Here is a 25,992-nt window from a genome sequence, read left to right as displayed (position 1 = left end):
CGGTCTGGCTTGGCCCATGGTGTGGTGGGCCGCACCGCAGGTCCGTCGGGCGATCATCGCATCGGTGGGGGTGCCGACGTAGACTGGCACTCGCTACAGTCGAGTGCCAGCCGCCCGGCGGATGCCGCGTGCCGGCCCGGCCGAGGTGTGTCAGGAGGTGGGGACATGGGTCTCGACGACCGCAAACTCGCCGTGCTGCGCGCGATCGTCGAGGACTACGTCGCCACGCAGGAACCGGTGGGTAGCAAGGCCCTGGTCGAGCGGCACCAGCTCGGCGTCTCCCCGGCGACAGTGCGCAACGACATGGCGGTGCTGGAGGAAGAGGGCTACATCCGGCAGCCGCACACCAGCGCCGGCCGGGTGCCCACCGACCGCGGCTACCGCCTCTTCGTGGACCGGCTCTCCCGGGTCAAGCCGCTCAGCCCGGCCGAGCGGCGGGCCATCGAGCGCTTCCTGGTCGGCGCGGTCGACCTCGACGACGTGGTGCACCGCACGGTCCGGCTGCTCGCCCAGCTCACCCGGCAGGTCGCCGTGGTGCAGTACCCGAGCCTGGCCCGGTCCAAGGTGCGTCACCTGGAACTGGTGCCGATCTCCACCACCCGGCTGATGGTCGTCATGATCGCCGACACCGGCCGGGTCGAGCAGCGGCTCGTCGAGCTGCCCGCCCCGGTTCCCGCCGACGACGTGACCGACCTGCGCCGGCTGGTGAACGAGAAGCTCGTCGGCAGCCAGCTCTCCGAGACGCCGCCGCTGGTGCAGGCGCTGGTGGACGAGTCCGCGCCGCATCTGCGCCCGGCCATGACCACGCTCTCCACGGTGCTGCTGGAGACGCTCGTGGAACGGCACGAGGAGCGCCTCGCGCTGGCTGGGCAGGCCAACCTCACCCGGGGCGGCCTGCTCGACTTCCAGGGCTCGCTGCGGCCGATCCTGGAGGCGCTCGAAGAAGAGGTAGTGCTGCTCAAACTGATCGGCGAGACGGAGCCGAGCACCACCCGCGTGCTGATCGGCGACGAGAACGAGTTCGACAACCTGCGGGCCGCCTCGGTGGTCAGCACCGGCTACGGACCGGGCAGCACGATCGTCGGTGGGCTCGGCGTGCTCGGGCCGACCCGGATGGACTACCCCGGCAATATCGCCATGGTGAGGGCCGTGGCACGCTACGTGGGCGAACTGCTGGCCCAGAACTGACCAGTCAGGGCCGACGGCCGGTTGCGGCCGACGACCGGAGCGACGCGAGACGAACATGAGGACACCTAACGCAGTGGCCAGGGACTACTACGGCATTCTCGGTGTGAGCCGGGACGCCTCCGACGACGAGATCAAGCGCGCCTACCGCAAGCTGGCGCGGCAGTACCACCCGGACGTCAATCCGGACCCGGAGGCCCAGGAGAAGTTCAAGGACATCAACGCCGCGTACGAGGTCCTCTCGGACGACCGGAAACGGCAGATCGTCGACCTCGGCGGCGACCCGCTCGCCCCCGGCGGCGGTGGCATGGGCGGCCCGGGCGGGCCCGGCGGCGCCGGTCCGTTCGTCGGCTTCCAGGACATCATGGACGCGTTCTTCGGCGGCGCGGCGGGCGGCAGCCGGGGTCCCCGGCCGCGCACCCGGCCCGGCGCGGACGCGATCCTGCGCCTGGAACTGGACCTCAACGAGACCGCGTTCGGCGTCGAGGCGCCGATCACCGTCGACACCGCGGTGCTCTGCACCACCTGCTCCGGCGCCGGCACCGCCGCCGGCACCCACCTGGCCACCTGCGAGGCGTGCGGTGGCCGGGGCGAGGTGCAGTCGGTGCAGCGCACGTTCCTCGGCCAGGTGGTCTCCGCCCGCCCGTGCACCGTCTGCCAGGGCTACGGCACCACCATCCCGCACCCCTGCCCGACCTGCGCCGGTGAGGGCCGGGTGCGTACCCGCCGCTCGCTGACCGTCAAGATTCCGGCCGGCGTCGAGGACGGCATGCGGATCCGCCTGGCCCAGCAGGGCGAGGTCGGCCCGGGTGGTGGCACCGCCGGCGACCTCTACGTGGAGATCCACGAGCGGCCGCACGACGTCTACTCCCGCAAGGGCGACGACCTGCACTGCCGGGTCACCGTGCCGATGACCGCCGCCGCGCTCGGCACCCGGCTGACCATCAAGACGCTCGACAGCGAGGAAGCTGTCGACGTCAAGCCCGGCACCCAGCCCGGCAGCACGCTGCGGCTGCGCGCCCGGGGCGTACCGCACCTGCGCGGCACCGGCCGGGGCGACCTCTACGTGCACCTTGACGTGCGTACCCCGACCAAGCTCGACGCCGACCAGGAGCGGATGCTGCGCGACTTCGCCAAGACCCGCGGCGAGGAGGTCGCCGAGCTGAGCAAGCAGGGCGGCTTCTTCTCCCGGATGCGCGACGCCTTCAACGGGCACGCCTGAGGTGTCCGCCCCGCTGTTCCTGGTCGAGGCGCTGCCCACCGGTGACACGCTGACGCTGGACGGCCCGGAGGGCCATCACGCGGCCACCGTGCAGCGGCTGCGCGCCGGTGAGGAACTGCTGCTCGCCGACGGCCGGGGCGGCACCGCCGCCGCGGTGGTCACCGCCGTCGGCCGGGGCACGCTCGACCTGCGCGTCACCAGCCGGGGGTACGCGGACGCGCCCGTCCCCCGGCTGGTCGTGGTGCAGGGCATCGCCAAGGGCGACCGGGGTGAACTGGCGGTGCAGGCGATGACCGAGGTCGGGGTGGACGAGATCGTGCCCTGGGCGGCGTCCCGCTCGGTGGCGCAGTGGCGCGGCGACCGGGGCGTACGGGCCCGCCAGAAGTGGGTGGCCACCGCCCGGGAGGCAGCCAAGCAGGCCCGCCGCCCGTGGCTGCCGGTGGTGGCCGGTGCCCCGGACGAGTCCACCGCGACTGTGGCCCGCCGGATCGCCGGCGCGGCCGCCGCGTTCGTGCTGCACGAGGGCGCGCAGGACCGGCTGACCACAGTAGACCTGCCGACGGCCGGGGAGATCGTCCTGGTGGTCGGCCCGGAGGGCGGGATCGCCGACCACGAGCTTGCTACGTTCGCCGAGGCGGGCGCCCGCACGGTCCGCCTGGGCCCGTCCGTCCTGCGCACGTCCACAGCAGGCGTCGCCGCCCTCACAGTCCTGGCCACCCGCCTGACCCACTGGTAAGCCCTCTTCTGGTGTGCGCGCTGATCTTGCAGTTGCGGCCCGGGTTGCGTCCCTTTTGCGGTGCTTCGCCGGGGCCGAAAGTGCAAGATCGCGGGGGAGAGCGGCGTCAGGAGCGGAGGTAGGAGGCGCCGTTCAGGTCGATGATGGTGCCTGACGCCCACTCGGCCTCGGGGCTCGCCAGCCAGTGCACCGCCGCGGCGATCTCCTCCGGCCGGGCCACCCGGTGGAACGGGGACTGCGCGCGTACCGCCTCGCCCCGCTCGCTCTTCAGGTGCTCGTTGGTCATGTCGGTCTCGACGAAGCCGGGCGCCACGCACGCCACGGCGATGCCGTACGGGGCCAGGGCCACCGCGAGCGACTGGGCCATCGCGTTCATCCCGGCCTTGCTGGCCCCGTACGCCGGGTTGGCCGGCTCGCCCCGGAACGCGCCCCGGGACGAGACGTTGACGATCCGGCCCCCGCGTTCCCGCATGTGCTGCGCTGCGCACCAGGCCGCGTTCGCCGCGCCGACCAGGTTGGTGTCGAGCACCTCCCGCCACCGCGCCCGCCACTGCTCGTAGCTGCTCTCGAAGACCGGGTGCGGGGGATCGGCCGGCCCGAACACGCCCGCGTTGTTGACCAGCACGTCGAGGCCGCCGAGCCGCTGGGCCGCCTCGTCCACCATGGCGCGTACGGCGTCGGGGTCGGCCAGGTCGGCGCGGACCACGACGTGTTCGTCGCCCGGCAGTTCGGCGCGCAGCCGCTCGGCCAGCTCGGCCGAGTCCCGGTGGTGGATCGCCACCCGGTCTCCACCTGCGGCGAACGCCCTCGCCACCGCCCGCCCGATGCCCCGCGAGGCCCCCGTCACCAGCACTGCCCGTCCCGACATGGCGGCCATCCTGCCGCACCGGCCCGGGGTGTTAAGAAGGGCCCCTTCCGATGCCGGAGGCGTTAAGCGGGGGCCCCTCCTTACACTGCTGCGATGGACTGCCTGTTCTGCCGGATCGTCGCCGGGGAGATCCCGGCCACCATCGTCCGCGAGACCGCCACCACCCTCGCCTTCCGGGACATCGACCCGAAGGCGCCCACCCACGTGCTGGTGATCCCGAAGGAGCACTACGTGGACGTGGCCACGCTGGCCCAGGGCGCGCCCGAGCTGGCCGGTGAGGTGCTCCAGACCGCCGCCGTGGTGGCCGAGGAGGAGGGCCTGACCGTCGACGGGTTCCGGCTCATGTTCAACACCGGGCCGTACGGCGGCCAGGAGGTCTTCCACGTGCACGCCCACCTGCTCGGCGGCGCGCCGCTCGGACCGATGCTCTGCCGATGACCGACGTCCCGGACCGGCTCGGCCGGATGGTGCGCCAGGCGCAGGCCACCGGGCGCATCCCGGCGGTGTCGGCCGCCCTGCACCGCGCCGACCGGCCGCTCTGGACCTGCGCCGTGGGCGACACCGGCAACGAGACCGCGCTCGGGCCGGAGACGGTGTTCCGGATCGGCTCGGTCACCAAGACCTTCACGGCGGCGCTGGTCATGCAGTGCCGAGACGACGGCCTGCTCGACCTGGACGACCCGATCGGGCGGCACCTCGACCTGGCCGCGCACGGCGAGCTGACCGTACGCCGGCTGCTGTCGCACACCGCCGGCCTGCAACGCGAGCCCCACGGCGACGTGTGGGACAGCCTGCGCGCCCCGGCCGTCGAGGAGTTGCTGGCCGACCTGGCCCGGGTCGAGCGGGTGCTGCCCACCGGGCGGCGCTTCCACTACTCCAACCTCGGCATGGCGCTGCTGGGCGAGATGGCCGCCCGGCTCCGGGGCGGCACCTGGGCCGAGGTGCTGGCCGACCGGGTCCTCGCCCCGCTCGGGCTGACCGCCACCTACACGCACCCGACCGAGCGGGCTGCGACCGGGTTCCTGGTCGACGCGTACTCCGACGAGGCCCGCCCGGAGCCACCCGCCGACTTCGGCGCGGTGGCGCCGGCCGCGCAGCTGTGGAGCACCGCGCCGGACATGGCCCGCTGGGCCGCGTTCCTGGCCGACCCGGCGGCGCTCGACCCGGACGGCACGGTGCTCGCCGCGGCCACCGTCGAGGAGATGCGCTGGCCGCTGACCACCACCGACGAGTCGCTCTGGGCGGCCGGTTTCGGTCTCGGGCTGATCCTGGTCCCGCAGCCGGAGCGGGTGACCCACGTGGGGCACGACGGCGCGATGCCCGGATTCCTGGCCGCCGTCTACGGGCGGCGCGGCGGGCAGGGCACCGCCGGGGCGATGGGCGCCGCGGTGCTCGGCTCGTCCGGCACCGGCGTGGAGGTGTTCGACCTGGTGCACCGGCTGCTCGCCGCCGCCGCCGAGCACGACCCGGCGGAGATCGAGCCGTGGCGTCCCGGCCCGCCCGCCCCGGCGCACCTGCGCGGCATGCTGGGCCGCTGGTGGGGCGAGGGTTTCGAGTACGTCTTCTCCTGGCACGACGGGACGCTGCGGGCCCGGGGCGCGGACGACCCGGCCGGGAAGCCGCCCGCGGTGTTCGCGCCGCTGCCGGACCGGCCGGACGTGTTCCGCACGGTCTCCGGCCGCGAGGTGGGGGAGCTGCTGCGGCTGACGCGCGACGAGCGCGGCGTGGTGGTCCGGATGCACTGGGCGACCTACCGCTTCACCCGCCGCCAGGAGACCTTCGACGGGTACGACTTCCGCGTCGGTGACTGATCGCCGAGCGCCGGAAATGGGCGCGGTGTGCGCGGTGCCGACCCGATACGATGGGAGGTAACCGTACGCCGCGCCAGCAGGGCCCGGCACCGAGAAGCGGAGAGCAGGTGGCGCAGGGCCCGACGGCCCGACCTATGACCGGCACCCCACCTCCCGGCACGCCGCGCGTGCAGACCAGGATCACGGTCGGAGACCAGAAGATCATGGTGAACCTGCTCGGCGCGGGCGACGAGATCCTGCGACTCGTCGAACGCTCGGTCAACAGCGACGTCCACGTGCGCGGCAACGAGATCACCATCACCGGCGCGCCCGCCGACAACGCCCTCGCCGAGCGTCTCTTCAGTGAACTCCTCGAACTGATCGAGAAAGGCGAGACCCTGACCACAGACGCCGTACGGCGTACCGTCGGCATGCTCGAGCAGGGCGGCGCCGAGCGGCCCGCCGAGGTCCTGACGCTCAACATCCTCTCCCGGCGCGGCCGCACCATCCGTCCCAAGACGCTCGGGCAGAAGAAGTACGTCGACGCGATCGACGCGCACACCATCGTCTTCGGCATCGGCCCGGCCGGTACCGGCAAGACCTACCTGGCCATGGCGAAGGCCGTGCAGGCGCTGCAGGCCAAGCAGGTCAACCGGATCATCCTGACCCGTCCGGCGGTCGAGGCGGGGGAGCGGCTCGGCTTCCTGCCCGGCACTCTGAACGAGAAGATCGACCCGTACCTGCGCCCGCTCTACGACGCGCTGCACGACATGCTCGACCCGGAGACAATCCCGAAGCTGATGGCCGCCGGGACGATCGAGGTCGCGCCGCTGGCATACATGCGCGGGCGGGCCCAGCCGTACGACGCCCGGGTGCTGACCCCGGAGGGCTTCCGGCCGTTCGGCTCGCTCCAGGTCGGTGACCTGGTCATCGGCTCGAACGGGACGCCCACACCGGTGATCGGCATCTACCCCCAGGGGCCGAAGCAGACCTACCGGGTCACCACGCAGGACGGCGCGTCCACGCTCTGCTGCGGCGAGCACCTGTGGACCGTAGCCACTCCGGACGACAAGCGTCGCGGCCGACGGCGCACGATCGAGACGCAGGAGATGATCGGCAAGGAGTGGCGAGGCCACACCCGTCGCTACGAACTCCCGCTCGTCGCGCCGGTGCAGATGGAGCCGCGGGCGGTTCCGCTCGACCCGTACGCGCTCGGGCTGCTGCTCGGCGACGGCGCGATCTCGTGCCGCACCACGCCGGCCTTCTGCACCGCCGACCCGGAGTTGGCGACCGCGCTGGAGGAGGCGCTCGTCGACATCCAACTTGTCCGCAAGGGTGACTACGACTACGTCCTCCGGCACGTCAACGGGCACCGCGGCGGTGTGATCGTGGCCAACCCGGTCACGGTTGCCATCCGGGAGTTGGGGCTGGCCGGAACCACCTCGGGCACGAAGTTCGTCCCCGAGGTCTACAAGAACAACAGCGTCGGCGTCCGGCTGGCGGTCCTGCAAGGGCTGCTGGACACCGACGGCGGGCCGGTCACCCAGGCCGGGCGCACGTGCCGTGTGCAGTACTCGACCACTTCCCCCCGGTTGTGCGACGACGTGGTCCACCTGGTCGAGTCGCTCGGAGGGGTGGCCACGGCGCGGGTTCGTCCGGCCGAGGGACGCAAGCCCGGTCTGGCGAAGGGCCGGCCGGTTCCGTACCGGTCCGACACTTACGTCGTGGAGATCCGGCTGCCCGCCGGTGTCGCGCCGTTCCGTCTGTCGCGCAAGCGCCGGCTCTACGACGAGCACGGCGGTGGCCGGCCGATGCGGTTCATCGACTCGATCATCCCGGCCGGGGTGCGGGAGACGATGTGCATCCAGGTCGCGGCGGAGGACTCGCTCTACGTCACCGACGACTTCCTGGTGACCCACAACACCCTCAACGACGCGTTCATCATCCTGGACGAGGCGCAGAACACCACGCCCGAGCAGATGAAGATGTTCCTCACCCGGCTCGGCTTCGGCTCCAAGATCGTCGTCACCGGTGACGTCACCCAGGTGGACCTTCCCGGCGGGACGACGAGCGGCCTGCGGGTGGTCCGGGAGATCCTGAACAACGTCGAGGACGTGCACTTCGCCCAGCTCTCCAGCTCCGACGTGGTCCGCCACAAGCTGGTGGGCGAGATCGTCGACGCGTACGCCCGCTGGGACGCCGAGCGGGAGAACCAGCAGGCCCAGAGCGTGCACGCCGTACCCGGGCGGACCGCCCAGGGCGGCCGGGCCGGCCGGCGCCGCTGACCACCGGCGCAAGCCGTCACACCACCAGAGGAAGACAGTTGTCCATCGAGATCGCCAACGAGTCGGGTGTCGAGGTCGACACCGACGCCGTGCTCGCCGTCGCGCGGCACGCCCTCGACGAGATGGGGGTCAACCCCCTCGCCGAGCTGTCCGTGCTGCTCGTCGACATCGAGTACATGACGGAGCTGAACCACCGCTGGATGGGCGGCGACGGCCCGACCGACGTGCTCGCCTTCCCCATGGACGAGGGCAGCGTCGACCACGGGCCGGGCGAGAGCGCCCCGGCCGGCGGTGAGCCGGCCCTGCTCGGCGACATCGTGCTCTGCCCGGAGGTGGCGGCCAAGCAGGCCGCCGTGGCCGGGCACTCGGCGGCCGACGAGCTGCACCTGCTCACCGTGCACGGCGTGCTGCACCTGCTCGGTTACGACCACGCCGAGCCCGAGGAGGAGCGGGAGATGTTCGGTCTCCAGGCCCGGCTGCTGGCCAGCTGGCGGTCGACCCGGTCGCGGTGATGGACGCCTTGGCGGCGGTCCGCGCGCCCGCCGGCCTGCCCGATCTTCAACTCCTGGTGTTCGCCGCCGGGCTGGTGGTGCTCGCCGGCCTGATCGCGATGACCGAGGCGGCGCTCGCAGCTGTCTCCCCGGCCCGCGCCGCGGAGATGACCCGGGACGGAGCGCGCGGCGGGCGGGCGCTCCAGGTGGTGGCCGGTGACGTGGTCCGCCATCTGAACCTGCTGCTCCTGCTGCGTCTGCTGGCCGAGCTGACAGCCACCACGCTCGTCGCGCTGGTGGCTGTGGACACGTTCGGCGCGGGCTGGCGGGCGGCGCTGGTGACCGCCGGCGCGATGACGGTGGTGAGCTTCGTGGTGGTCGGGGTCGGGCCGCGCACGATCGGCCGCCAGCACGCGTACGCGGTCGGCCGGGCGGTCGCGCCGCTGGTGCGCTGGCTGGGCCGCGCGCTCAACCCGCTGGCGTCGCTGCTGATCCTGATCGGCAACGCGGTCACCCCGGGTAAGGGTTTCCGGGAGGGCCCGTTCGCGACCCAGGTGGAGCTGCGCGAACTGGTCGACCTGGCCGAGCAGCGCGGCGTCGTGGAGCACGGCGAACGCCAGATGATCCACTCGGTCTTCGCGCTCGGCGACACCATCGCCCGGGAGGTGATGGTGCCGCGTACCGAGATGGTGTGGATCGAGGAGCGCAAGACGCTCGCCCAGGCGCTGGCGCTGTTCCTGCGCTCCGGGTTCAGCCGCATCCCGGTGATCGGCGAGAACGTCGACGACGTGCTCGGTGTGCTCTATCTCAAGGACCTGATCCGGCGGGTCCAGGGCGACCAGGAGGCCCGGCAGATGCCGGTGGCCGAGCTGATGCGCCCGGCCACGTTCGTGCCGGAGTCCAAGCCGGTGGACGACCTGCTCTCGGAGATGCAGGCGGCCCGCAACCACCTGGTCATCGTCGTCGACGAGTACGGCGGCACCGGTGGGCTGGTCACCATCGAGGACATCCTGGAGGAGATCGTCGGGGAGATCACCGACGAGTACGATGTCGAGCGCCCGCCGGTCGAGCACCTGGCGGACGGGGCCGTGCGGGTGACCGCGCGGCTGCCGGTGGAGAATCTGGGCGAGCTGTTCGACACCGAGCTGCCCACCGACGAGGTGGAGACGGTCGGTGGCCTGCTGGCCCAGGCGCTCGGCCGGGTGCCCATCCCGGGCGCCGAGGCCGAGGTGGCCGGCCTGCGGCTGATGGCCGAGGGCACCACCGGCCGGCGCAACCGGATCGACACGGTTCTGGTGAGCCGGGTCGACCGGGGCGACGCGCCGGAGGGCACGAACCGACACGACCCGCCCGATTCCCGTGGCGACAACAACCGTTCCGAGGAGAGGCAATCCGCCGATGCCTGAGTCACCCGCCGTGCCCGCCGCCCTGCCCACCCCCGCCGATCCGGCCGAGCTGAGCGCCGAGGACGCCAAGCTCGTCGTCCTGGCCCGGGGCGCGCGGGGCCGGGTGGCCGCAGTGGAGGGCGCCGCGGTCCGCGACCAGGACGGCCGGACGTACGCGGCGGCGAGCGTCGCGCTGCCGTCGTTGACGCTCACCGCGCTCCAGTTGGCTGTCGCCTCGGCGGTGGCGGCGGGCGCGAGCCGGCTGGAGGCCGCTGTGGTGGTGACCGAGGCGTCGACGCTGGACGGGGCGGGGCACGCGGCGGTACGGGACCTGTCCGCCGACGCGCCGATCCACGTGGCCGCGCCGGACGGCGCCGTCCTCGGCACGGTGGTCGAGTGACCACGCCCGAGGCGCGTCCCTACCGGGCCGGTTTCGCCTGTTTCGTGGGGCGGCCGAACGCCGGCAAGTCGACGCTGACGAACGCGATCGTCGGCACCAAGATCGCGATCACCTCGAGCAAGCCGCAGACCACCCGGCACATCATCCGGGCGGTGCTGCACCGGCCGGACTCGCAGCTCGTGCTCGTGGACACCCCGGGCCTGCACCGCCCCCGGACGCTGCTCGGCGAGCGCCTCAACGACCTGGTCCGGGAGACCTGGAGCGAGGTCGACGTGATCGGCCTGTGCGTGCCGGCGAACGAGCCGGTCGGCCGGGGCGACCGTTTCATCACCGGCGAGCTGGCCAGCCTGAAGGCCACCGTGCTGGCGGTGGTCACCAAGACCGACCTGGTCGACAAGAAGCGGCTGGCCGAGCAGTTGCTCGCGGTGAGCGAGCTGGGCGAGTTCGCCGCGGTGGTGCCGGTCAGCGCCGTGTCCGGGCATCAGGTCGACACGCTCGTCGACGTGATGACCGGTTATCTGCCGGAGTCACCGCAGCTCTATCCGGACGACATGCTCACCGACGACCCGGAGCAGGTGCTCGTGGCGGAGCTGGTCCGCGAGGCGGCGCTGGAGGGCGTACGCGACGAGCTGCCGCACTCCATCGCGGTGGTGGTCGAGGAGATGATCCCGGAGGGCAACCTCACCAAGATCTACGCCGACGTGTACGTCGAGCGGTCGAGCCAGAAGGCCATCGTCATCGGCCACCGGGGCAGCCGCCTCAAGCACGTCGGCACCACCGCCCGCCGGCAGATCGAGGAGTTGCTCGGCACCCGGGTCTATCTCGACCTGCACGTGCGCGTGGCGAAGGACTGGCAGCGCGACCCGAAGCAGCTGCGCAAGCTCGGCTTCTGAGCCGCGGCCGGGCCACCCGGCGACAGGTGATCAGGATCAGTCAGACCTATGGGACATCTCACTTTCCATAGGTGTCTGTGGTTGTTTGGCGTCGTCCAGGAGCAGGGTAGGGACCATTGTCTCTGCCCCCGGACCCCGCCGCGAGCTGATGCGAAACCGCTATCTCGACCTGCTGCGCTTCCTGGCCATCCTCCGCGTCGTCACGTACCACGTCACCGGTTACGCCACGCTCACGCTGGTGTTCCCGGCGATGTCGGTGATGTTCGCCCTGGCCGGGTCGCTGATGGCCGCGTCGCTGGACCGCAGCGGGGTGGGCTCGGTCGGGCGGCGGCTGCGCCGGCTGCTGCCGTCGCTGTGGGTGGTCGCCGCCGTCTTCGTGCCGGCCATGCTGCTCACCGGGCTGCCGTTCAGCCCGAAGGTGCTGCTCTGGCTCTTCCCGATCAGTGACCCGCCGGCCAACTACTGGGGCGGCCTGGCGCTCAGCCCGATCTGGTACCTGCGGGACTACCTGTGGTTCGTGCTCGCCTCGCCGCTCGTGCTGTGGCTGTTCCGCCGGGCGCCGCTGCCCACGCTCGCCGCCCCGTACGTGCTCCTGGTCGCCATCGAGGCCGGCATCCTGGCGAACCCGCCGACGGTGCTGCGCGAGTTCGGCCTCTACTTCGGCGCCTGGCTGCTCGGCTTCGCCCACCACGACGGGCTGCTGCGCCGGATGCGCAACCGGGTGCTGCTGCCGGTGGCCGCCGCCGTCGGCGCCGCCGGCCTGGCCTGGATCGTCACCCACCCCGGCCCCCGGGGGTACGACATCAACGACATCCCGCTGGGCAACGCGCTCTGGTCGGCCGCGTTCATCCTGGTGGCGATCGGCCGGGCGCCGGTCGGGGTGACCTGGGTCGACCGCGTGCCGGCGCTCGGCCGCGCGGTGACGGTGGTGAACCGGCGCGCGCTGACCATCTACCTCTGGCACATGCCGTTCGTGGTGGCGCTCACCCCGCTCGTCGGCCTGGTCGGCTGGTCGCCGCGCGACCCGGTCGGCCTGTGGCTGCGGGTGGGGCTGGTCTTCGCGCTGGTCGGCGTGGTGACGCTGATGGTCGGCTGGGTCGAGGACGTGGCCGCCCGGCGTACCCCGGAACTGCTCCCCGGCAAGCCACGGCGGACCGTGGCCGATCCGGCGGCGACCGCCCCGGCCAGCCCGGCTCCCGCCGGCGCCCAGGACGGGCTGGTGGGCGCCGGCGCCCGGGTCCCCGCGCCGCGCCGCGCGGCCGAGGACAGGGACGACGGCCGCGCGGCGAACCGGCGGGACACCCCCGGCGGCGACTGAGCGACCGGACGCCCCCCCGGCTCAGCGAGTGCTGACCGTGACGTTGCCGCTCGTGGTGGACGCTTCGAGCTGCACCGACGCGGCCGGGTCGTCGGTGACGCGGACGTCCTTGTCGCCGGACGTGGCGGTGGCGCGCACCCGGTAGCGGCCGGCCGGTACGGACAGGTCGACGTCTCCGCTCGTGGCGTGCACCCGGGCCGGAGCCGGCTGGTCCAGCTCGACGACGATGCTGCCGGAGGTGGTCTCCGCGTCGACGGCGGAGGCGAGCCGGCGGGCCTCGATGTCGCCCGAGCGGGCCCGCAGCCGCACCGGGCCGGCCGCCTCGACCACCCGGATGTTGCCCGACGTGGTGGACGCGCGGACCTCGCCGGTGACGCCCCGGATCGTCAGATCGCCGGAGCTGAGCGTGAACTCCACCGCCCCGACGTCGGTGAGGTCGACGTTGCCCGAGGCGGTCCCGCCCTTCACCGTCACGCCGGGCGGGGCGGTCACCTCCCAGGAGATGCTGCACCGGTGGCCGCAGTCGGTGGGCAGCACGAGTTCGTCGCCCTTGATCTCGTACCGGCTGGTCGGCTCGTCGCCCTGGTAGCGGACGACGCGCTTGATCCGTACCTGGTCGGCCGGGCCGTTGGCCCGGACCACGACGTCCCCGGCGCCGTCTTCCGTCACGCTGATCCGGGTGATCTTCGCCTGCTCGGTGTGGTCGTAGTCGAGCCGGCGGAACGAGAGGGTGTCACACCCGGAGAGAACGATGAGCGTGGCGGCAGCGGTCGCGGCCACCGCGGTGCGGAGCGAAGCCATGGCCAGCACAGTAGGGCCGCCCGGGCGGCCGGCACATCGGGGATCGCCCGACGGTCCACCCCGAGCCGACCCTGAGATCGCACCCGGAGGGAGAATGGCCTGATGGCCGGGTACCGCCGACAGCTCTACCGCGACGACGCGGTGGTGCTGCGTGTGCAGAAGCTGGGCGAGTCCGACCGGATCATCACGCTGTTCACCCGCCGGCACGGCCGGTTGCGCGCGGTGGCCCGGGGCGTGCGGCGCACCATGAGCCGGTTCGGCGCCCGGCTGGAGCCGTTCGGGCACGTCGACCTCCAGCTCGCCGGTGACCCCAAGGGCAACCAGGGCAGCTCCCTGCACACCGTCAGCCAGGTCGAGGCGATCGAGCTGTACGGCAAACGGTTCCTCGGCGACTACCCCCGCTACACGGCGGCCAGCGCGATCGCCGAGACCGCCGAGCGGCTCACCCCGATCGAGCGCGAGCCGTCGCTGCGGTTGTTCCAGCTCACGCTCGGCGCGATGAAGTCGCTGGCCCGCGGCGAACACGCCACCACGCTGGTGCTCGACGCGTACCTGCTGCGCGGGATGGCGTTCGCCGGCTGGGCGCCGGCGCTCGCCGCCTGCGCCGTCTGCGGCGAGCCGGGCCGGCACCGCGCGTTCTCCGTACCGGCCGGCGGCGCGGTCTGCCCGGACTGCCGGCCCCCCGGCGCCGCCCACCCCGCGCCCGCGACGCTGGAGCTGATGTCCGCGCTGACCTCCGGCGACTGGGGGTACGCCGACGCGGCCGAGACCGGCGTGCGCCGCGAGTGCAGCGGGCTGGTCGCGGCGCACCTCCAGTGGCATCTGGAACGCGCGCTACGCTCGCTGCCGCTGGTCGACCGGGGCACCCCGGCGTCCGGCGCGGTCCCGTCGCCCGGCGGCGCGGGGCCGGATGTGGTCCCGCCGCGCTCCGGCGCCGGGCCCGTCGCCGGTGTGAACAGGGAGATGACCGAGTGATCCGATCGACGAGGGCGACCCGCCGCGAGCCGGTGCCGCCGACCCCGCACCCGTCCGGCGCCCGCCCGCCAGCGCTGCCGCCCGCGGCGGTGCCCCGGCACGTCGCCATCGTGATGGACGGCAACGGCCGCTGGGCCAAGGAGCGCGGCCTGCCCCGCACCAAGGGCCACGAGCAGGGCGAGCACAGCCTGTTCGACGCCGTCGAGGGCGCGATCGAGATGGGGATTCCCTACCTGTCGGCGTACGCGTTCTCCACCGAGAACTGGCGGCGCTCGCCGGACGAGGTCCGCTTCCTGATGGGCTTCAACCGCGACGTCATCCGCCGCCGCCGGGACCAGCTCGTCGACCTCGGTGTCCGGGTGGTCTGGTCGGGTCGCGCGGGCCGGCTGTGGAAGAGCGTCATCTCCGAGCTGCAGACCGCCGAGGAGATGTCGCGCGGCAACTCGACGCTGACGCTGCAGTTCTGCGTCAACTACGGCGGTCAGGCGGAGATCGCCGACGCCGCCGCCGGGATCGCCCGCGACGTCGCCGCCGGCAGGCTCGACCCGGCCAAGGTGAACGAGAAGACGGTGGCGCGGTACCTCTACCACCCCGAGGTGCCCGAGGTCGACCTGTTCCTGCGCCCCTCCGGCGAGCAGCGCATCTCCAACTTCCTGCTCTGGCAGACCGCGTACGCCGAACTGGTCTACCTGGACACGCTCTGGCCCGACTTCGACCGCCGCCACCTCTGGTACGCCTGCGAGCTGTACGCCCAGCGCGACCGGCGCTTCGGCGGCGCCCTGCCCAACCCGGTGGCCCCGGGCGCCTGAGGGCAGGCTTACCGACGCGCCGCGCTGGGTACCGGTAACGGTAGACAGCTAACGCGGAGGTGAACCACATGATTCAGAAGCGGATCGCGCAGTGGGCGGTCATGGCGGTCGCCGTGCCGCTGGCGGCGGCCGGCGCGCGTCGGCTCAGCCACACCCTGGAGGCCCGTCGCGGCCCGTCCGGGGTGAGCCGTCTGCTGACCAAGGGCGCCGACCTGGTCCGGCCGCAGAAGGCCAAGCGCCGCCGGTTCTTCTGACCTGCGACGTCCGGCCCGACCGGTACGCCCCGCATCCGGCTTTCCGGCCGGGCGCGGGGCGTTCCGCTCTACGATCGGCGCAGGGCGCGCCGCCGGGTGTGCGCCCGCCACGGGGGTGGAGGATGCGCGAGCTCCGGTACGAGATGACGGCTGCCCTGGCCGCCGCCGACCTGGTGGAGGCGACCCGCCGGGACGCGGTCGCCGCGCTGTGCGCCGACGTGGCGCAGCGGTGGTGCGCCGAGCTGGGGCACACCCCGGCGGTCCGCTCCGGCGAGATCGGCGAACTGGCGGCAGGCGAGCCGGCCGCCGGCTGGGCACCCGACCCGCACGCCCCGCGAGCCTGGTGAGCGCGGGGTTCACGCCTCCACTTCGGAGCGGTCACCCGCCCAGAGCGTGTGGAACGAGCCGTCCCGGTCCACCCGGTGGTAGGTGTGCGCGCCGAAGTTGTCCCGCAGCCCCTGGATCAGCGCGGCCGGCAGCCGCTGTGCCCGCAGCGCGTCGAAGTAGGCCAGCGACGACCCGAAGGCCGGCGCCGGCACGCCCGCCCGGGCCGCGTCGGCCACCACCCGTCGCCAGGCCGGTACGCCGGCGCTGACCCGCTCGGCGAACCACGGCGCGACCAGCAGCGTCGCCAGGTCCGGCTCCGCGTCGTACGCCTCCCGGATCCGGTCCAGGAAACCGGCCCGGATGATGCAGCCGCCCCGCCAGATGGTGGCCGTGCCGCCCAGGTCGATGTTCCAGTCGTACTCCCGGCTGCCCGCGCGGATGTGGTCGAACCCCTGCGCGTACGCGACGATCTTGCTGGCCAGCAGTGCGCGGCGCACGTCCTCGACGAACGCGTCCCGGTCGTCCACCTGCCACTTGTCGCCCGCGTCGGCGAACACCCGGCGGGCGGCCTCGCGCTGGTCGGCGTGGCCGGACAGCGACCGGGCGAACGTGGCCTCGGCGATGCCGGTGATCGGAATGCCCAGGTCGAGCGCGCTCTGCACGGTCCAGCGGCCGGTGCCCTTCTGCTCGGCCTGGTCGAGCACCACGTCCACGAACGCCTGACCGGTGGCCGCGTCGGTGTGGCCGAGCACGTCGGCGGTGATCTCGATGAGGAACGACCCCAGCTCGCCGGCGTTCCACTCCCGGAAGATCTCCGCGATCTCCGCGGGGCTCGCTGACAGACCGGCCCGCAACAGGTCGTACGCCTCGGCGATGAGCTGCATGTCGGCGTACTCGATGCCGTTGTGCACCATCTTCACGAAGTGGCCCGCGCCGTCCGGCCCGACGTGCCGGCAGCAGGGCTCGCCGTCCACGTGCGCGGCGATCTTTTCGAAGATCGGCCCCAGCTTGCGGTACGACTCCGCCGAACCGCCCGGCATGATGCTCGGGCCGAGCAGCGCGCCCTCCTCGCCGCCGGACACGCCGGTGCCGACGAAGTGCAGCCCGTGCTCGCGCAGCGCCTCCTCGCGGCGGCGGGTGTCGGCGAAGTGCGCGTTGCCGCAGTCGACGACGATGTCGCCCTCCTCCAGCAGCGGGACCAGCTCGTCGATCACCGCGTCGGTGGGCGCGCCGGCCTTGACCATCACGATCACCGCGCGGGGCCGCTCCAGCGAGCCGACGAAGTCCGCGAGCGACTCCGACGGCACGAACGTGCCCTCGTCGCCGTGCTCGGCGACCAACGTGCGGGTACGTTCCGGCGATCGGTTGTGCACCGCCACGGCGAAGCCGTTGCGGGCCAGGTTCCGGGCCAGGTTGCGGCCCATCACCGCCAGACCGGTGACCCCGATCTGCGCCGTCGCCTGCTCTGCCATGCGTACCGCCACCTCTCGTCCGTACTGCCGTGCTGCGACGGTATCGCGGTCGTCGAGGAAGTGGGCCACGGTGTCCACAGGGCGTGACCGGTGGGTGGCCGTACGTCCCGCGGGATGGTCGCGGTAATTCGGGTGCGGGGCGGCCGGTCGGCGGGATAGCGTTACGGCATGCGTAAGTGACGCCCCACCTCCGAGCCCGGTCCACCGCCGCCAGTGCCGTGGACCCGTCCTGCTCCGGGCGTCCGCATCCCTTCCCCGCCACCGTCGGTCGCGGTGTCTGTCGTGATCGGTTCGCACCGGAGCCCTCGCTCGGCGCGTCCCGGTCGGCGCGCCCGCACCACAGGAGGCCCGCGAATGCCCGCGAAGCGCAATCCGAAGAAGTCCCGCAAGCAGTCCTCGCCGCAGGTGACCCCGCCGGCGCTCGACGCGCTCACCGTGGAGCCGCCCGCGATGGTGCTCCCGGCGGAGCCGGTGGCGCCCACTGTGTCCCTGGACGCGGCGCCGCCTACCGCGACTGCGCCGTTGGTGTCGCCCGCCATCGGCGCGGGGGTGCCCGCCGTGGCCGCGGGATCGGTGTCGCTCCCGGAGACGCCGGTCCTGCCCGGCGCATCCGCGACGCCGCCCAGATCGGGCCCGCCGGCAGGGCGGCAGGCCCGGCTCGGCGGCCGTAGCCAGCGCGCCGGCCAGACCCGGTTCTACGCCTTCCGCCGAAGCTGACCGACCAACCCGTTCCCAGCCGGTCGCTCGCCGGGCAGGCCTCATCCCGGGCCCGGCCGGCACCACAGAGATCTTGGACGATTTCGGCCCCTATGGGGGCCGTCTCGTACCAAGATCTTCGCCAGTCTCGGTCGATCATGAGGTTGGCGGCGACAAAACGGGCAACCGGTGCCGTCAACTTCATGATCAATGAGGCGGGGCAGGGCGGGGCAGGGCGGGGCGGGGCGGGGGCGGCGGGGGAACAGGGGCGGGGTCAGCCGATCAAGGGGCGGAAGGTGCCCAGGGCGATGCTTGTCGCCAGGGCGGCGGCGGCCAGGAGGGCCGCTCCCACGATCAGCAGCGTGTCCGCGCCGGTGAAGCGCTGCGGGCGGGCCACGGTGCGCGGCGTGCCCGCGTCGAAGCCCCGGGCGTCCATCGCCACGGCGAGCCGGGTGCCGCGCCGGATCGCGCCCACCAGCAGCGTGAACGCGGTGGACCCGAACAGCCGCAGCTTCGCCACCGGGTTGCGGCCGGCGTCCACGCCGCGGGCCCGCCGAGCCATGCTGATCATCCGCCACTCCTGCTCCAGCAGCGGCACCATCCGGAACGCGGCCAGCGCCCCGATGGCGAACCGGGCGGGCGCCTTCGCGTTCTGGATCAGCGCGTCGGCCAGGTCGGTCGGGTCGGTGGTGGCGAACACGACGATGCCGGGCAGCGCGACGGCCAGCATCCGGAGCACCAGACCCAGCGCCGTGACGAGCACACCTTCGGTGACCAGCACCGGCCCGGCCTGGAGCAGGACCGGGCCGGAACGGTCGGCGGCGAAGAGCACCAGCGTGACCAGGATGCCGACGGCACCGGCGAGCAGCGGCCAGGCGCGGCGGGCCAGCACCCGGTAGCGGACGCCGAACAGCGGCAGCACCGCGAGTTCGACGGCGATGGCGACGGCCGGAGCCACCGGATCGAGCGTCGCCACCAGGATCAGCGTGAACACCATCGCGGCGGCCAGCTTCGCCACCGGGTTGCGCCGCGCCAGCGGGGCGCCCGGCGCGGCGACCGGTTCGAGGTTGATCACGAGGACGCCCCGGCGGCGGGACGGTCCAGGGTGAGCGCCCGGTCGGCCAGCGCGGCGACGAAGTCCTCGTCGTGGGTCACCGTGACCACGCCGTGCCCCGCGTCGCGCAGCTCGGCCAGCAGGTCGACCAGCTCCAGCCAGGTGCGCCGGTCCTGGCCGAACGTGGGCTCGTCGCAGATCAGCAGGCGGGGCGCGGTGGCCAGGGCCGTCGCCACGCTCAGCCGCCGCGCCTCGCCACCCGAGAGGGTGTACGGGTTGGCGCCGGCCAGCCGGTCCAGCCGCAGCCGCTCCAGCAGCGCGTCCACGGTGGCGCGGACCGCTGCCTCGGGCTGACCGGTGCGGCGCGGGCCGAGCGCCAGCTCGTCGCGGACGGTGGCGGTGACGAACTGGTGCTCCGGGTCCTGGAACACCGAACCGATCCGGCGCACCAGCGCGGGCGCCCGCCAGCGGTACGGGGGAGTGCGCGCGTCCCGCCCCGCCAGCTCCGCCGACGCGGTGACGGTCCCCGTGCCGGGGCGCAGCAGGCCGCCCAGCAGCAGCGCCAGCGTGGACTTGCCGGCCCCGTTGGGGCCGAGGACGGCGAGCGCCTCGCCGGCGCGTACCCGGAGGTCGGTGGAGGCCAGCCGGGGTGGCAGGCCGAGCCGCTCGGCGGTGAGCAGCACGTCGCCGGGCGGCGTGGTGGCGTGCCGGGGTGGCGCGACGTGGCCGGGCACCCAGACCCCGGCGGCGGCCAGCGCGTCGCCGTGCGCGGCGAAGACCGCAGCGGGTGGCCCGTCGGCGCGCACCCCGCCGCCCGGTTCCAGCACCACCACGCGGTCGACCAGCGGCAACGCCTCGGTGACCCGGTGCTCGACCAGGATCATCGTGGTGTCCGCGTCGAGCGCGTTCGCGACGGCCCGGCGGATCAGGGCGGCGCCGGCCGGGTCGAGGTTGGCGGTGGGCTCGTCGAGCAGCAGCAGCCCGGGGCGCAGCGCGAGCGTGCCGGCCAGGGCGAGCCGCTGCTGCTCACCGCCGCTGAGCGCGGCGGTCGGGCGGTCCCGGGGGTACGGGAAGCCGACCCGGTGCAGTGCCTCGTCGACGCGGGGCCAGATCTCCCCGGCGGGTACGCCCCGGTTCTCCAGCCCGAACGCGACGTCGTCACCGGAGCGGGCCATGACGAGCTGGGTCTGCGGATCCTGGAACAGGATGCCGACGCGCTCCCGCGCCTTGCGCGGGTCCAGCCCGTCGATCTCGACGCTGCCCTCCTGCTCGCCGGAGTCCTCCGGCAGCAGGCCGGCCAGCGCCGCCAGCAGCGTGCTCTTACCGGCCCCGGAGGGCCCGAGCAGCAGTACCCGCTCGCCGCTCTCCACGCGCAGATCCACCCCGCGCAGAGCCCAGCGTTTCCGCCCCCCGTGCCGCCACCCGAACCCCCGCAGCACCACCCCGCTCACCGCCCACCACCCCCTCTCCCGGCCCAGCCTGCGTGATCAAGGAGTTCGCGTCCGGAAAACCGTGCCCGGCGGACGCAAACTCCTTGATCACCGGGGCGGGGCGAGGCGAGCCTCAGACCAGGGCGCGGTCGCGGCCGGCGGGGAAGCGGTCCAGGACGCCGGTGTTCGCCAGCGCGCGGGTGAGGACGTGCGCGCCCAGACCGGCGACGATCGTGGCGCTGACGATCGTGATCAGCGCATACGGGAGGCGGTAGGAGGCGAAGTCGTACGCCTTGTTCCAGTAGACGAAGTCGAAGATCGCCGCGCCGAGGCCGGTCAGCGCGCCGGCCAGCACCGCCACCGGCAGCTTGAACGAGCGGTACCGGAACGCGGCGAACGCCAGCTCGGCGCCGATGCCCTGCATCAGGCCCTGGAGGATCACGATGCTCGCCCACTGGCTGCCCAGCAGGGCGGAGATGATGGCGGCCACCGTCTCGCAGTACAGGGCGGCGCCCGGCTTGCGGATGATCAGGCCGGCGAGCACCGCCGGGATCAGCCACACGCCGTAGAGCACCGCCTGCGCCGGTGGGAAGAACGCGAACGCCGCGTCGGTGGCGCTCCAGAGCAGGCCCCAGGCCCAGAACACGACGCCGAAGGCGACGGCGATGACCGAGGCGACGACGATGTCGACGGTACGCCAGCGATTGCTGTCGGTGTGGTTCACGGTTGGCTCCCAGTTCGTCGAGGTGAACCAGGAGAAGACGCACGCCGCGCCCGGTGGTCACCGGACGGCGACGCGGCTGGAGGTCGACCGAACTCCCTGCGCTGGCATTACCCAGATCAGGTTCGAGGGTCTGCGGGCACCGGCCCGCACTCTCAGCGCTGTGCGCTCCCCTGTCGGATGTGAAGTTGTCTCGTCGCAGACGCTAGCACCGACCACGGGCACCGGCCCAGCAGGGCGAGTGTCGGTATGGTGGCGATCATGCTGGTGGATGCGCGGGGACTGACGTTCGAGGTACGCGCCGGCGGCCCCGAGGGCGGTGACCCGGTCCTGCTGCTGCACGGCTTCCCGCAGCACTCCGGCGAGTGGGACGCGGTCACGCCCGCGCTGCACGCCGCCGGGCTGCGCACGTACGCGCTCGACCAGCGCGGCTACTCGCCGGGCGCGCGGCCGGCGGACGTCGGGGCGTACCGGATTCCGGAGCTGGTGGCCGACGCGGCCGGCGTGCTGGACTCCCTCGGGGTGACCCGCGCGCACCTGGTCGGCCACGACTGGGGCGCGATCGTCGCGTGGGGCCTTGCGGCGGCGCACCCGGAGCGGGTGCGGACGCTCACAGCGGTGTCGGTGCCGCACCCGGCCGCGATGGGCCACGCGCTCGCCACCGACCCCCGCCAGAAGATCAAGTCCGCCTACATCGCGTTGTTCCGCAAGCCCGGTACGGCGGAGCGGGTGCTGCTGGCGTGGAACGGCGCCACGCTGCGCAAGCTGCTCAGCGGGGTGGGCGACGCCGGCGCGGTGGCCCGGTACGCCGAGCCGATGCGCGAGCCGGGGGCGTTGACGGCGGCGCTGAACTGGTACCGGGCGATGACCGGGGCGGACATGAAGGCTGTCGCCCCGGTCGGGGTGCCGACCACGTTCGTGTGGAGCGACAAGGACGTGGCGATCGGCCGGACCGCCGCGCAGGCGTGCGCCGCGCACGTCACCGGCGACTACCGGTTCGTGACGCTGCCCGGCGTCACCCACTGGATCCCGGACGAGGCGCCGGGCCCGCTGGCCGAGGCGATCCTCGCCCGGTGCGCAGGAACGGAGGAGGCATGACGGTGAGCGCCGAGGCGTACCTGGCGGTGGTGACGGAGACGATCGGCCGGGTGGCCGCCGAGCAGCGGCGCAACGTCGCGGACGCGGCCGACCTGATCGCGGCGGCGCTGCGCGCCGACGGAGTGGTGCACGCGTTCGGCACCGGGCACTCCGAGGCGCTGGCCATGGAGATCGCCGGGCGGGCCGGCGGCCTGGTGCCCACCAACCGGATCGCGCTGCGTGACCTGGTGCTGGTCGGCGGCGACCCGGCCGACGTGCTCGGCCCGAAGCTGGAACGCGACCCGGCGGTGGCGCACCGCCTCTACGAGCTGGCGCCGATCCGCCCGCAGGACGTGTTCGTGCTGGCCTCGAACTCGGGCGTGAACGGCGCGATGGTCGAGTTCGCGTCCATCGTGAAGGAACGCGGGCACGGGCTGGTGGCGATCACCTCGGCGCAGCACTCGGGCCGGATGACCTCGCGGCACCCGTCCGGCCGCAAGCTCGCCGACTTCGCGGACGTGGTGCTGGACAACGGCGCGCCGTACGGAGACGCGACGCTGCCGCTGCCGGGCGGCGGCGCGGTGGGCGCGGTCTCGTCGATCACCGCGGCGCTGCTGGCCCAGCAGATCGTCGCCGAGGTGGTGGCCCGGCTGGTCGCGGCGGGGGAGCGTCCGCCGGTCTACCTGTCCGCGAACATCACCGGCGGCGACGAGCACAACGCCGAGCTGGAGGCACGGTACGCGGGGCGTATCCGCCGCGGCTCCTGAGGCGGTTTCGCGATCGCCTTAACGGGGCACAGGCGGTGCGCCGGTGGGCGTTTCCCCGCCGGCCGTGCCGTCTCCCGGGGAGGTCCGCGAGTGTCGAAGGAATCCGAGAAGCAGCGCTGGCAGCGCAACTTCGCCGATCTGTTGCAGGAGTTGCGGGTCGCGCAGACCGGTGTGCAGATCCTGTTCGCCTTCCTGCTGACGCTGCCGTTCAGCGCCGGGTTCGACCGGACCACCGAGTTCCAGCGTGACGTCTACATTCTGGCGCTGCTGACCGCCGCCGCGTCCGCCGCGATGATCATCTCTCCGGTCGCGTTCCACCGTGCGCTGTTCCGCCAGGGACGCAAGCCGGAACTGGTGCGCTTCGCCCACCGGATGGCCACCGGCGGTCTGGCCTTCATGCTGATCGCGATGGTCAGCTCGGTCCTGCTGGTCAGCGACTTCGTGCTGGACCGGCCGATCGCGTTCCTGCTCAGCGCGCTCACCGGGGTCTGGTTCCTGATCTTCTGGGCGGTCCTGCCGTTCAGCCGCCGCAACTGGGGCGACGACGACATCGACGACGAGGACGACAGCCCTCAGTCGCTGACCGACTGACCGTCCGCCAAATCGGACGTGCACGCGGCGCTACCCCTGGGTAACACCCGGGGGTAGCGTCGTTTTCGTCGAGCGCCTCGACGCAGCCGGACCGACGAGGAGGCAGCCGTGACCACGACACAGAACAGCCGGCCCGAGTCCCCCGACGGCGCGGGGCCGCTGCCCACCGAGGCGGGCCAGGTCACCGAGAAGGAGGCCCGCCAGGTCGCCGAGGCGGCCCGCGAGTCGGCCTGGGACCGGCCCAGCTTCGGCAAGGAGCTGTTCCTCGGCCGTTTCCGCCTCGACCTGATCGACCCCTGGCCCCGCCCCGACCCGGCCGACGTGGCCCGCGCGGACGAGTTCCTCGGGGCGCTGCGCGCGTACCTGGGGTCCGAGGTGGACGGCGAGGCGATCGAGCGGGACGCCCGCATCCCGGACGAGGTGTTCCACGGCCTGGCCGGGCTCGGCGCGTTCGGCATGAAGATCGACCGGAAGTACGGCGGGCTCGGGCTGAGCAACCTGCACTACTGCCGGGCGCTGATGCTCGTCGGCTCGGTGAACCCGGCGGTGAGCGCGCTGCTCTCCGCGCACCAGTCGATCGGCGTGCCGCAGCCGCTGAAGATGTTCGGCACGCCCGAGCAGAAGGAACGGTTCCTGCCCCGGCTCGCCGCCGGTGAGGTCTCCGCGTTCCTGCTCACCGAGCCGGACGTCGGCTCCGACCCGGCCCGGCTCGCCACCATCGCCGAGCCCACCGCCGACGGCACCGGCTACCGGCTCAACGGGGTGAAGCTGTGGGCCACGAACGGCACGCTCGCCACCCTGCTCGTGGTGATGGCCCGGGTACCGGCCGGCGAGGGGCGGCGCGGCGGCATCACCGCGTTCGTGGTGGAGGGCGACAGCGACGGCATCACCGTGGAGCGGCGCAACTCCTTCGTCGGGCTGCGCGGCCTGGAGAACAGCCTCACCCGGTTCCACGACGTGTTCGTGCCGGCCGAGAACGTGATCGGTGGCGAGGGCAAGGGCCTGAAGATCGCGCTGACCACGTTGAACACCGGCCGTCTCTCGCTACCGGCGATGTGCGTCGGCGCCGGGAAGTGGGCGCTGAACGTGGCCCGGGAATGGGCGGCGGACCGGGTCCAGTGGGGCCGCCCGGTGGCCGAGCACGAGGCGGTGGCGAAGAAGCTGTCGTTCATCGCCGCCACCACGTACGGCATGGAGTCCATGCTCGACCTGTCCTGCATGCTCGCCGACGACGACCGCAACGACATCCGGATCGAGGCGGCGCTGGTCAAGCTCTACGCCAGCGAGATGGCCTGGCGGATCGCCGACGAGCTGATCCAGATCCGCGGCGGACGCGGGTACGAGACGGCCGACTCGCTCGCCGCCCGGGGCGAACGGCCCGCCGCCGTCGAGCAGCTCCTGCGCGACCTGCGGATCAACCGGATCTTCGAGGGCTCCACCGAGATCATGCACCTGCTGATCGCCCGCGAGGCGGTCGACGCGCACCTGTCGGTGGCGGGCGACATCATCGACCCCGACGCCGGGCTGGGCCGCAAGGCGAAGGCGGGCGCGCGGGCCGGCGCCTTCTACGCGAAGTGGCTGCCCACGCTCGCCGTCGGCAAGGGGCAGACGCCCGGGGCGTACCAGGAGTTCGGGCCGCTGGCCGGGCACCTGCGCCACGTCGAGCGGACCTCCCGCAAGCTGGCCCGGTCGACGTTCTACGCCATGTCGCGGTGGCAGGGAAAGATGGAGCGCAAGCAGGCGTTCCTCGGCCGGGTGGTGGACATCGGCGCGGAGCTGTTCGCGATGAGCGCGGTCTGCGTCCGGGCCCACGCCGAGCGGGACGCGCACCCGGAGAACGTCGAGCTGGCCGACCTGTTCTGCCGTCAGGCCCGGCTGCGCGTCGACGAGCTGTTCACCGGCCTGTGGTCGAACACCGACTCGGTCGACGTGGCAGCCGCCAAGCGGATCGTCGCCGGCCGGTACGCCTCGCTGGAGGACGGCGTCCTCACGCCGCCCGCCGACCTGCCGTGGGTGGCGCGCTGGGAGCCCGGCCCGTCCACCGCCGAGGACGTGCGCCGCCGCATCCCGCCGGCCGGCTGACCAACCGCTACGCCTCGGCGCGCCCGCGCGGCGGTCGTCGTCCGCCGGTGCGGTGCCGGGTTCCGGCGCGCTGCGCCTGCGGACGGCACCGTCCGTCGGTCCACGCGGAGTCCGGCGACCGCCCGGCCGCGCAGGAACTTCGGCCGCGCCCCACCGGTCTCCGTTCCCGAACCGGGGGAGCGGGCCTCCTGGTGTCGCGGCGTGGCCCGGGCCCGTGGCCGTGGTGCCGGACCTGCGGCGTGCCGTCGGACCGGCGGTCCTCAGGCGGGGCCAGCGACCCGTTACGCGGTGTCACGTGGTGCCAGAGGAAGGACTCTGCTTTCGGCGTTATGACTCTCAGTCATAAATATGGGTCTTGTGACG

At 73.3% G+C, this 25,992-nt stretch carries 25 protein-coding genes, 3 pseudogenes and 1 riboswitch; of the genes and pseudogenes, 22 read left to right on the top strand and 6 right to left on the bottom strand.

Annotated features, from left to right (window positions below):
* The first annotated feature begins 165 nt into the window (after window positions 1-165).
* The 3 genes from hrcA (at window position 166) to AMK25_RS30630 (ending at window position 3,143) form a co-directional block, all read left to right on the top strand.
* Window positions 166-1,188 carry a heat-inducible transcriptional repressor HrcA gene (hrcA, locus tag AMK25_RS30640; protein WP_030503120.1) on the top strand — a complete coding sequence of 341 codons (1,023 nt, stop codon included), beginning with the start codon at window positions 166-168 and terminating at the stop codon, window positions 1,186-1,188.
* A gap of 73 nt (window positions 1,189-1,261) precedes the next feature.
* Complete coding sequence (dnaJ, locus tag AMK25_RS30635; protein ID WP_192900100.1) at window positions 1,262-2,407, top strand: molecular chaperone DnaJ; 1,146 nt, start codon at window positions 1,262-1,264, stop codon at window positions 2,405-2,407.
* 1 nt (window position 2,408) lies between these two features.
* Window positions 2,409-3,143 carry a 16S rRNA (uracil(1498)-N(3))-methyltransferase gene (locus AMK25_RS30630; RefSeq protein WP_064448691.1) on the top strand — a complete coding sequence of 245 codons (735 nt, stop codon included), beginning with the start codon at window positions 2,409-2,411 and terminating at the stop codon, window positions 3,141-3,143.
* 106 nt (window positions 3,144-3,249) lie between these two features.
* Here AMK25_RS30630 and AMK25_RS30625 read toward each other — a convergent pair whose 3' ends face one another.
* Window positions 3,250-4,011 (bottom strand): SDR family NAD(P)-dependent oxidoreductase, encoded by a 762-nt coding sequence (locus AMK25_RS30625; protein WP_073831843.1) that lies wholly within the window; start codon window positions 4,009-4,011, stop codon window positions 3,250-3,252.
* Window positions 4,012-4,104: 93 nt separating this feature from the next.
* Between AMK25_RS30625 and AMK25_RS30620 the strand changes: the two genes are divergently transcribed.
* From AMK25_RS30620 to AMK25_RS30585, 10 genes and pseudogenes are all read left to right on the top strand, one after another.
* Entirely contained in the window at window positions 4,105-4,449 is a 345-nt protein-coding gene (locus AMK25_RS30620) for a histidine triad nucleotide-binding protein (RefSeq protein ID WP_073831842.1), read from the top strand.
* Window positions 4,446-5,822: a serine hydrolase domain-containing protein gene (locus tag AMK25_RS30615; protein WP_073831841.1), complete on the top strand. Its 1,377-nt coding sequence runs from the start codon at window positions 4,446-4,448 to the stop codon at window positions 5,820-5,822. The genes AMK25_RS30620 and AMK25_RS30615 overlap by 4 nt, the downstream gene beginning before the upstream one ends.
* 134 nt (window positions 5,823-5,956) lie before the next feature.
* A pseudogene (locus AMK25_RS32915) lies at window positions 5,957-6,652 on the top strand (PhoH family protein); the annotation flags it as partial.
* Window positions 6,641-7,462 (top strand): annotated as a pseudogene (locus AMK25_RS33135) (LAGLIDADG family homing endonuclease); the annotation flags it as partial. The pseudogenes AMK25_RS32915 and AMK25_RS33135, both read left to right, overlap by 12 nt.
* 261 nt (window positions 7,463-7,723) lie before the next feature.
* Window positions 7,724-8,086: pseudogene (locus AMK25_RS32905) on the top strand (PhoH family protein); the annotation flags it as partial.
* Window positions 8,087-8,124: 38 nt separating this feature from the next.
* Entirely contained in the window at window positions 8,125-8,598 is a 474-nt protein-coding gene (gene ybeY, locus AMK25_RS30605; RefSeq protein ID WP_073831839.1) for an rRNA maturation RNase YbeY, read from the top strand.
* On the top strand, window positions 8,574-9,983 hold the full coding sequence (locus AMK25_RS30600) for a hemolysin family protein (RefSeq protein ID WP_198937727.1): 1,410 nt from the start codon (window positions 8,574-8,576) through the stop codon (window positions 9,981-9,983). Before ybeY ends, AMK25_RS30600 begins: the two co-directional genes overlap by 25 nt.
* Window positions 9,976-10,362, top strand: coding sequence for a cytidine deaminase (locus tag AMK25_RS30595; protein ID WP_073831837.1), 387 nt, complete (start codon window positions 9,976-9,978; stop codon window positions 10,360-10,362). Before AMK25_RS30600 ends, AMK25_RS30595 begins: the two co-directional genes overlap by 8 nt.
* On the top strand, window positions 10,359-11,255 hold the full coding sequence (era, locus tag AMK25_RS30590; protein WP_073831836.1) for a GTPase Era: 897 nt from the start codon (window positions 10,359-10,361) through the stop codon (window positions 11,253-11,255). The genes AMK25_RS30595 and era overlap by 4 nt, the downstream gene beginning before the upstream one ends.
* 148 nt (window positions 11,256-11,403) lie before the next feature.
* Window positions 11,404-12,573, top strand: a complete 1,170-nt coding sequence (locus AMK25_RS30585) for an acyltransferase family protein (RefSeq protein WP_073831835.1) — start codon at window positions 11,404-11,406, stop codon at window positions 12,571-12,573.
* A gap of 21 nt (window positions 12,574-12,594) precedes the next feature.
* On the opposite strand, the gene AMK25_RS30580 is transcribed toward AMK25_RS30585, so the two are convergent.
* Window positions 12,595-13,374, bottom strand: coding sequence for a DUF4097 family beta strand repeat-containing protein (locus tag AMK25_RS30580; protein ID WP_073831834.1), 780 nt, complete (start codon window positions 13,372-13,374; stop codon window positions 12,595-12,597).
* Window positions 13,375-13,476: 102 nt separating this feature from the next.
* Between AMK25_RS30580 and recO the strand changes: the two genes are divergently transcribed.
* The 4 genes from recO (at window position 13,477) to AMK25_RS30560 (ending at window position 15,759) form a co-directional block, all read left to right on the top strand.
* Window positions 13,477-14,349 carry a DNA repair protein RecO gene (gene recO / locus AMK25_RS30575; RefSeq protein WP_073831833.1) on the top strand — a complete coding sequence of 291 codons (873 nt, stop codon included), beginning with the start codon at window positions 13,477-13,479 and terminating at the stop codon, window positions 14,347-14,349.
* 32 nt (window positions 14,350-14,381) lie between these two features.
* Window positions 14,382-15,158 carry an isoprenyl transferase gene (locus tag AMK25_RS30570; RefSeq protein ID WP_030274649.1) on the top strand — a complete coding sequence of 259 codons (777 nt, stop codon included), beginning with the start codon at window positions 14,382-14,384 and terminating at the stop codon, window positions 15,156-15,158.
* A gap of 68 nt (window positions 15,159-15,226) precedes the next feature.
* Window positions 15,227-15,412 carry a hypothetical protein gene (locus tag AMK25_RS30565; protein WP_073831832.1) on the top strand — a complete coding sequence of 62 codons (186 nt, stop codon included), beginning with the start codon at window positions 15,227-15,229 and terminating at the stop codon, window positions 15,410-15,412.
* Window positions 15,413-15,534: 122 nt separating this feature from the next.
* Window positions 15,535-15,759, top strand: coding sequence for a thioredoxin reductase (locus AMK25_RS30560; protein WP_073831831.1), 225 nt, complete (start codon window positions 15,535-15,537; stop codon window positions 15,757-15,759).
* Window positions 15,760-15,768: 9 nt separating this feature from the next.
* Here the strand turns inward: AMK25_RS30560 and gndA are convergent, their stop codons facing one another.
* Window positions 15,769-17,211, bottom strand: a complete 1,443-nt coding sequence (gndA, locus tag AMK25_RS30555) for an NADP-dependent phosphogluconate dehydrogenase (protein WP_073831874.1) — start codon at window positions 17,209-17,211, stop codon at window positions 15,769-15,771.
* 354 nt (window positions 17,212-17,565) lie between these two features.
* Here gndA and AMK25_RS30550 point away from each other — a divergent pair, with 354 nt between their 5' ends.
* Window positions 17,566-17,928, top strand: coding sequence for a hypothetical protein (locus AMK25_RS30550; protein WP_073831830.1), 363 nt, complete (start codon window positions 17,566-17,568; stop codon window positions 17,926-17,928).
* A 253-nt stretch (window positions 17,929-18,181) separates the two neighbouring features.
* Here AMK25_RS30550 and AMK25_RS30545 read toward each other — a convergent pair whose 3' ends face one another.
* From AMK25_RS30545 to AMK25_RS30535, 3 genes are all read right to left on the bottom strand, one after another.
* Window positions 18,182-18,982, bottom strand: coding sequence for an energy-coupling factor transporter transmembrane component T family protein (locus AMK25_RS30545; protein ID WP_073831829.1), 801 nt, complete (start codon window positions 18,980-18,982; stop codon window positions 18,182-18,184).
* Complete coding sequence (locus AMK25_RS30540; protein WP_073831828.1) at window positions 18,979-20,412, bottom strand: ABC transporter ATP-binding protein; 1,434 nt, start codon at window positions 20,410-20,412, stop codon at window positions 18,979-18,981. The genes AMK25_RS30545 and AMK25_RS30540 overlap by 4 nt, the downstream gene beginning before the upstream one ends.
* 112 nt (window positions 20,413-20,524) lie before the next feature.
* Window positions 20,525-21,115 (bottom strand): ECF transporter S component, encoded by a 591-nt coding sequence (locus tag AMK25_RS30535; RefSeq protein WP_073831827.1) that lies wholly within the window; start codon window positions 21,113-21,115, stop codon window positions 20,525-20,527.
* 75 nt (window positions 21,116-21,190) lie between these two features.
* A riboswitch (TPP riboswitch) is annotated at window positions 21,191-21,297 on the bottom strand.
* Window positions 21,298-21,373: 76 nt separating this feature from the next.
* Here AMK25_RS30535 and AMK25_RS30530 point away from each other — a divergent pair.
* The 4 genes from AMK25_RS30530 (at window position 21,374) to AMK25_RS30515 (ending at window position 25,629) form a co-directional block, all read left to right on the top strand.
* Complete coding sequence (locus tag AMK25_RS30530; protein ID WP_198937724.1) at window positions 21,374-22,210, top strand: alpha/beta fold hydrolase; 837 nt, start codon at window positions 21,374-21,376, stop codon at window positions 22,208-22,210.
* Complete coding sequence (locus AMK25_RS30525) at window positions 22,207-22,956, top strand: sugar isomerase domain-containing protein (RefSeq protein ID WP_073831825.1); 750 nt, start codon at window positions 22,207-22,209, stop codon at window positions 22,954-22,956. The genes AMK25_RS30530 and AMK25_RS30525 overlap by 4 nt, the downstream gene beginning before the upstream one ends.
* 90 nt (window positions 22,957-23,046) lie before the next feature.
* The gene (locus tag AMK25_RS30520; protein ID WP_073831824.1) at window positions 23,047-23,547 is read left to right on the top strand and encodes a DUF6328 family protein; all 501 of its coding nucleotides are present in this window, start codon (window positions 23,047-23,049) and stop codon (window positions 23,545-23,547) included.
* A gap of 108 nt (window positions 23,548-23,655) precedes the next feature.
* Window positions 23,656-25,629: an acyl-CoA dehydrogenase family protein gene (locus AMK25_RS30515; protein WP_073831823.1), complete on the top strand. Its 1,974-nt coding sequence runs from the start codon at window positions 23,656-23,658 to the stop codon at window positions 25,627-25,629.
* Window positions 25,630-25,992: the final 363 nt, after the last annotated feature.

The organism is Micromonospora sp. TSRI0369, assembly GCF_001905625.1.
Taxonomy (GTDB): domain Bacteria; phylum Actinomycetota; class Actinomycetes; order Mycobacteriales; family Micromonosporaceae; genus Micromonospora; species Micromonospora echinospora_A.
This window is presented reverse-complemented; position numbering and strand designations above follow the sequence as displayed.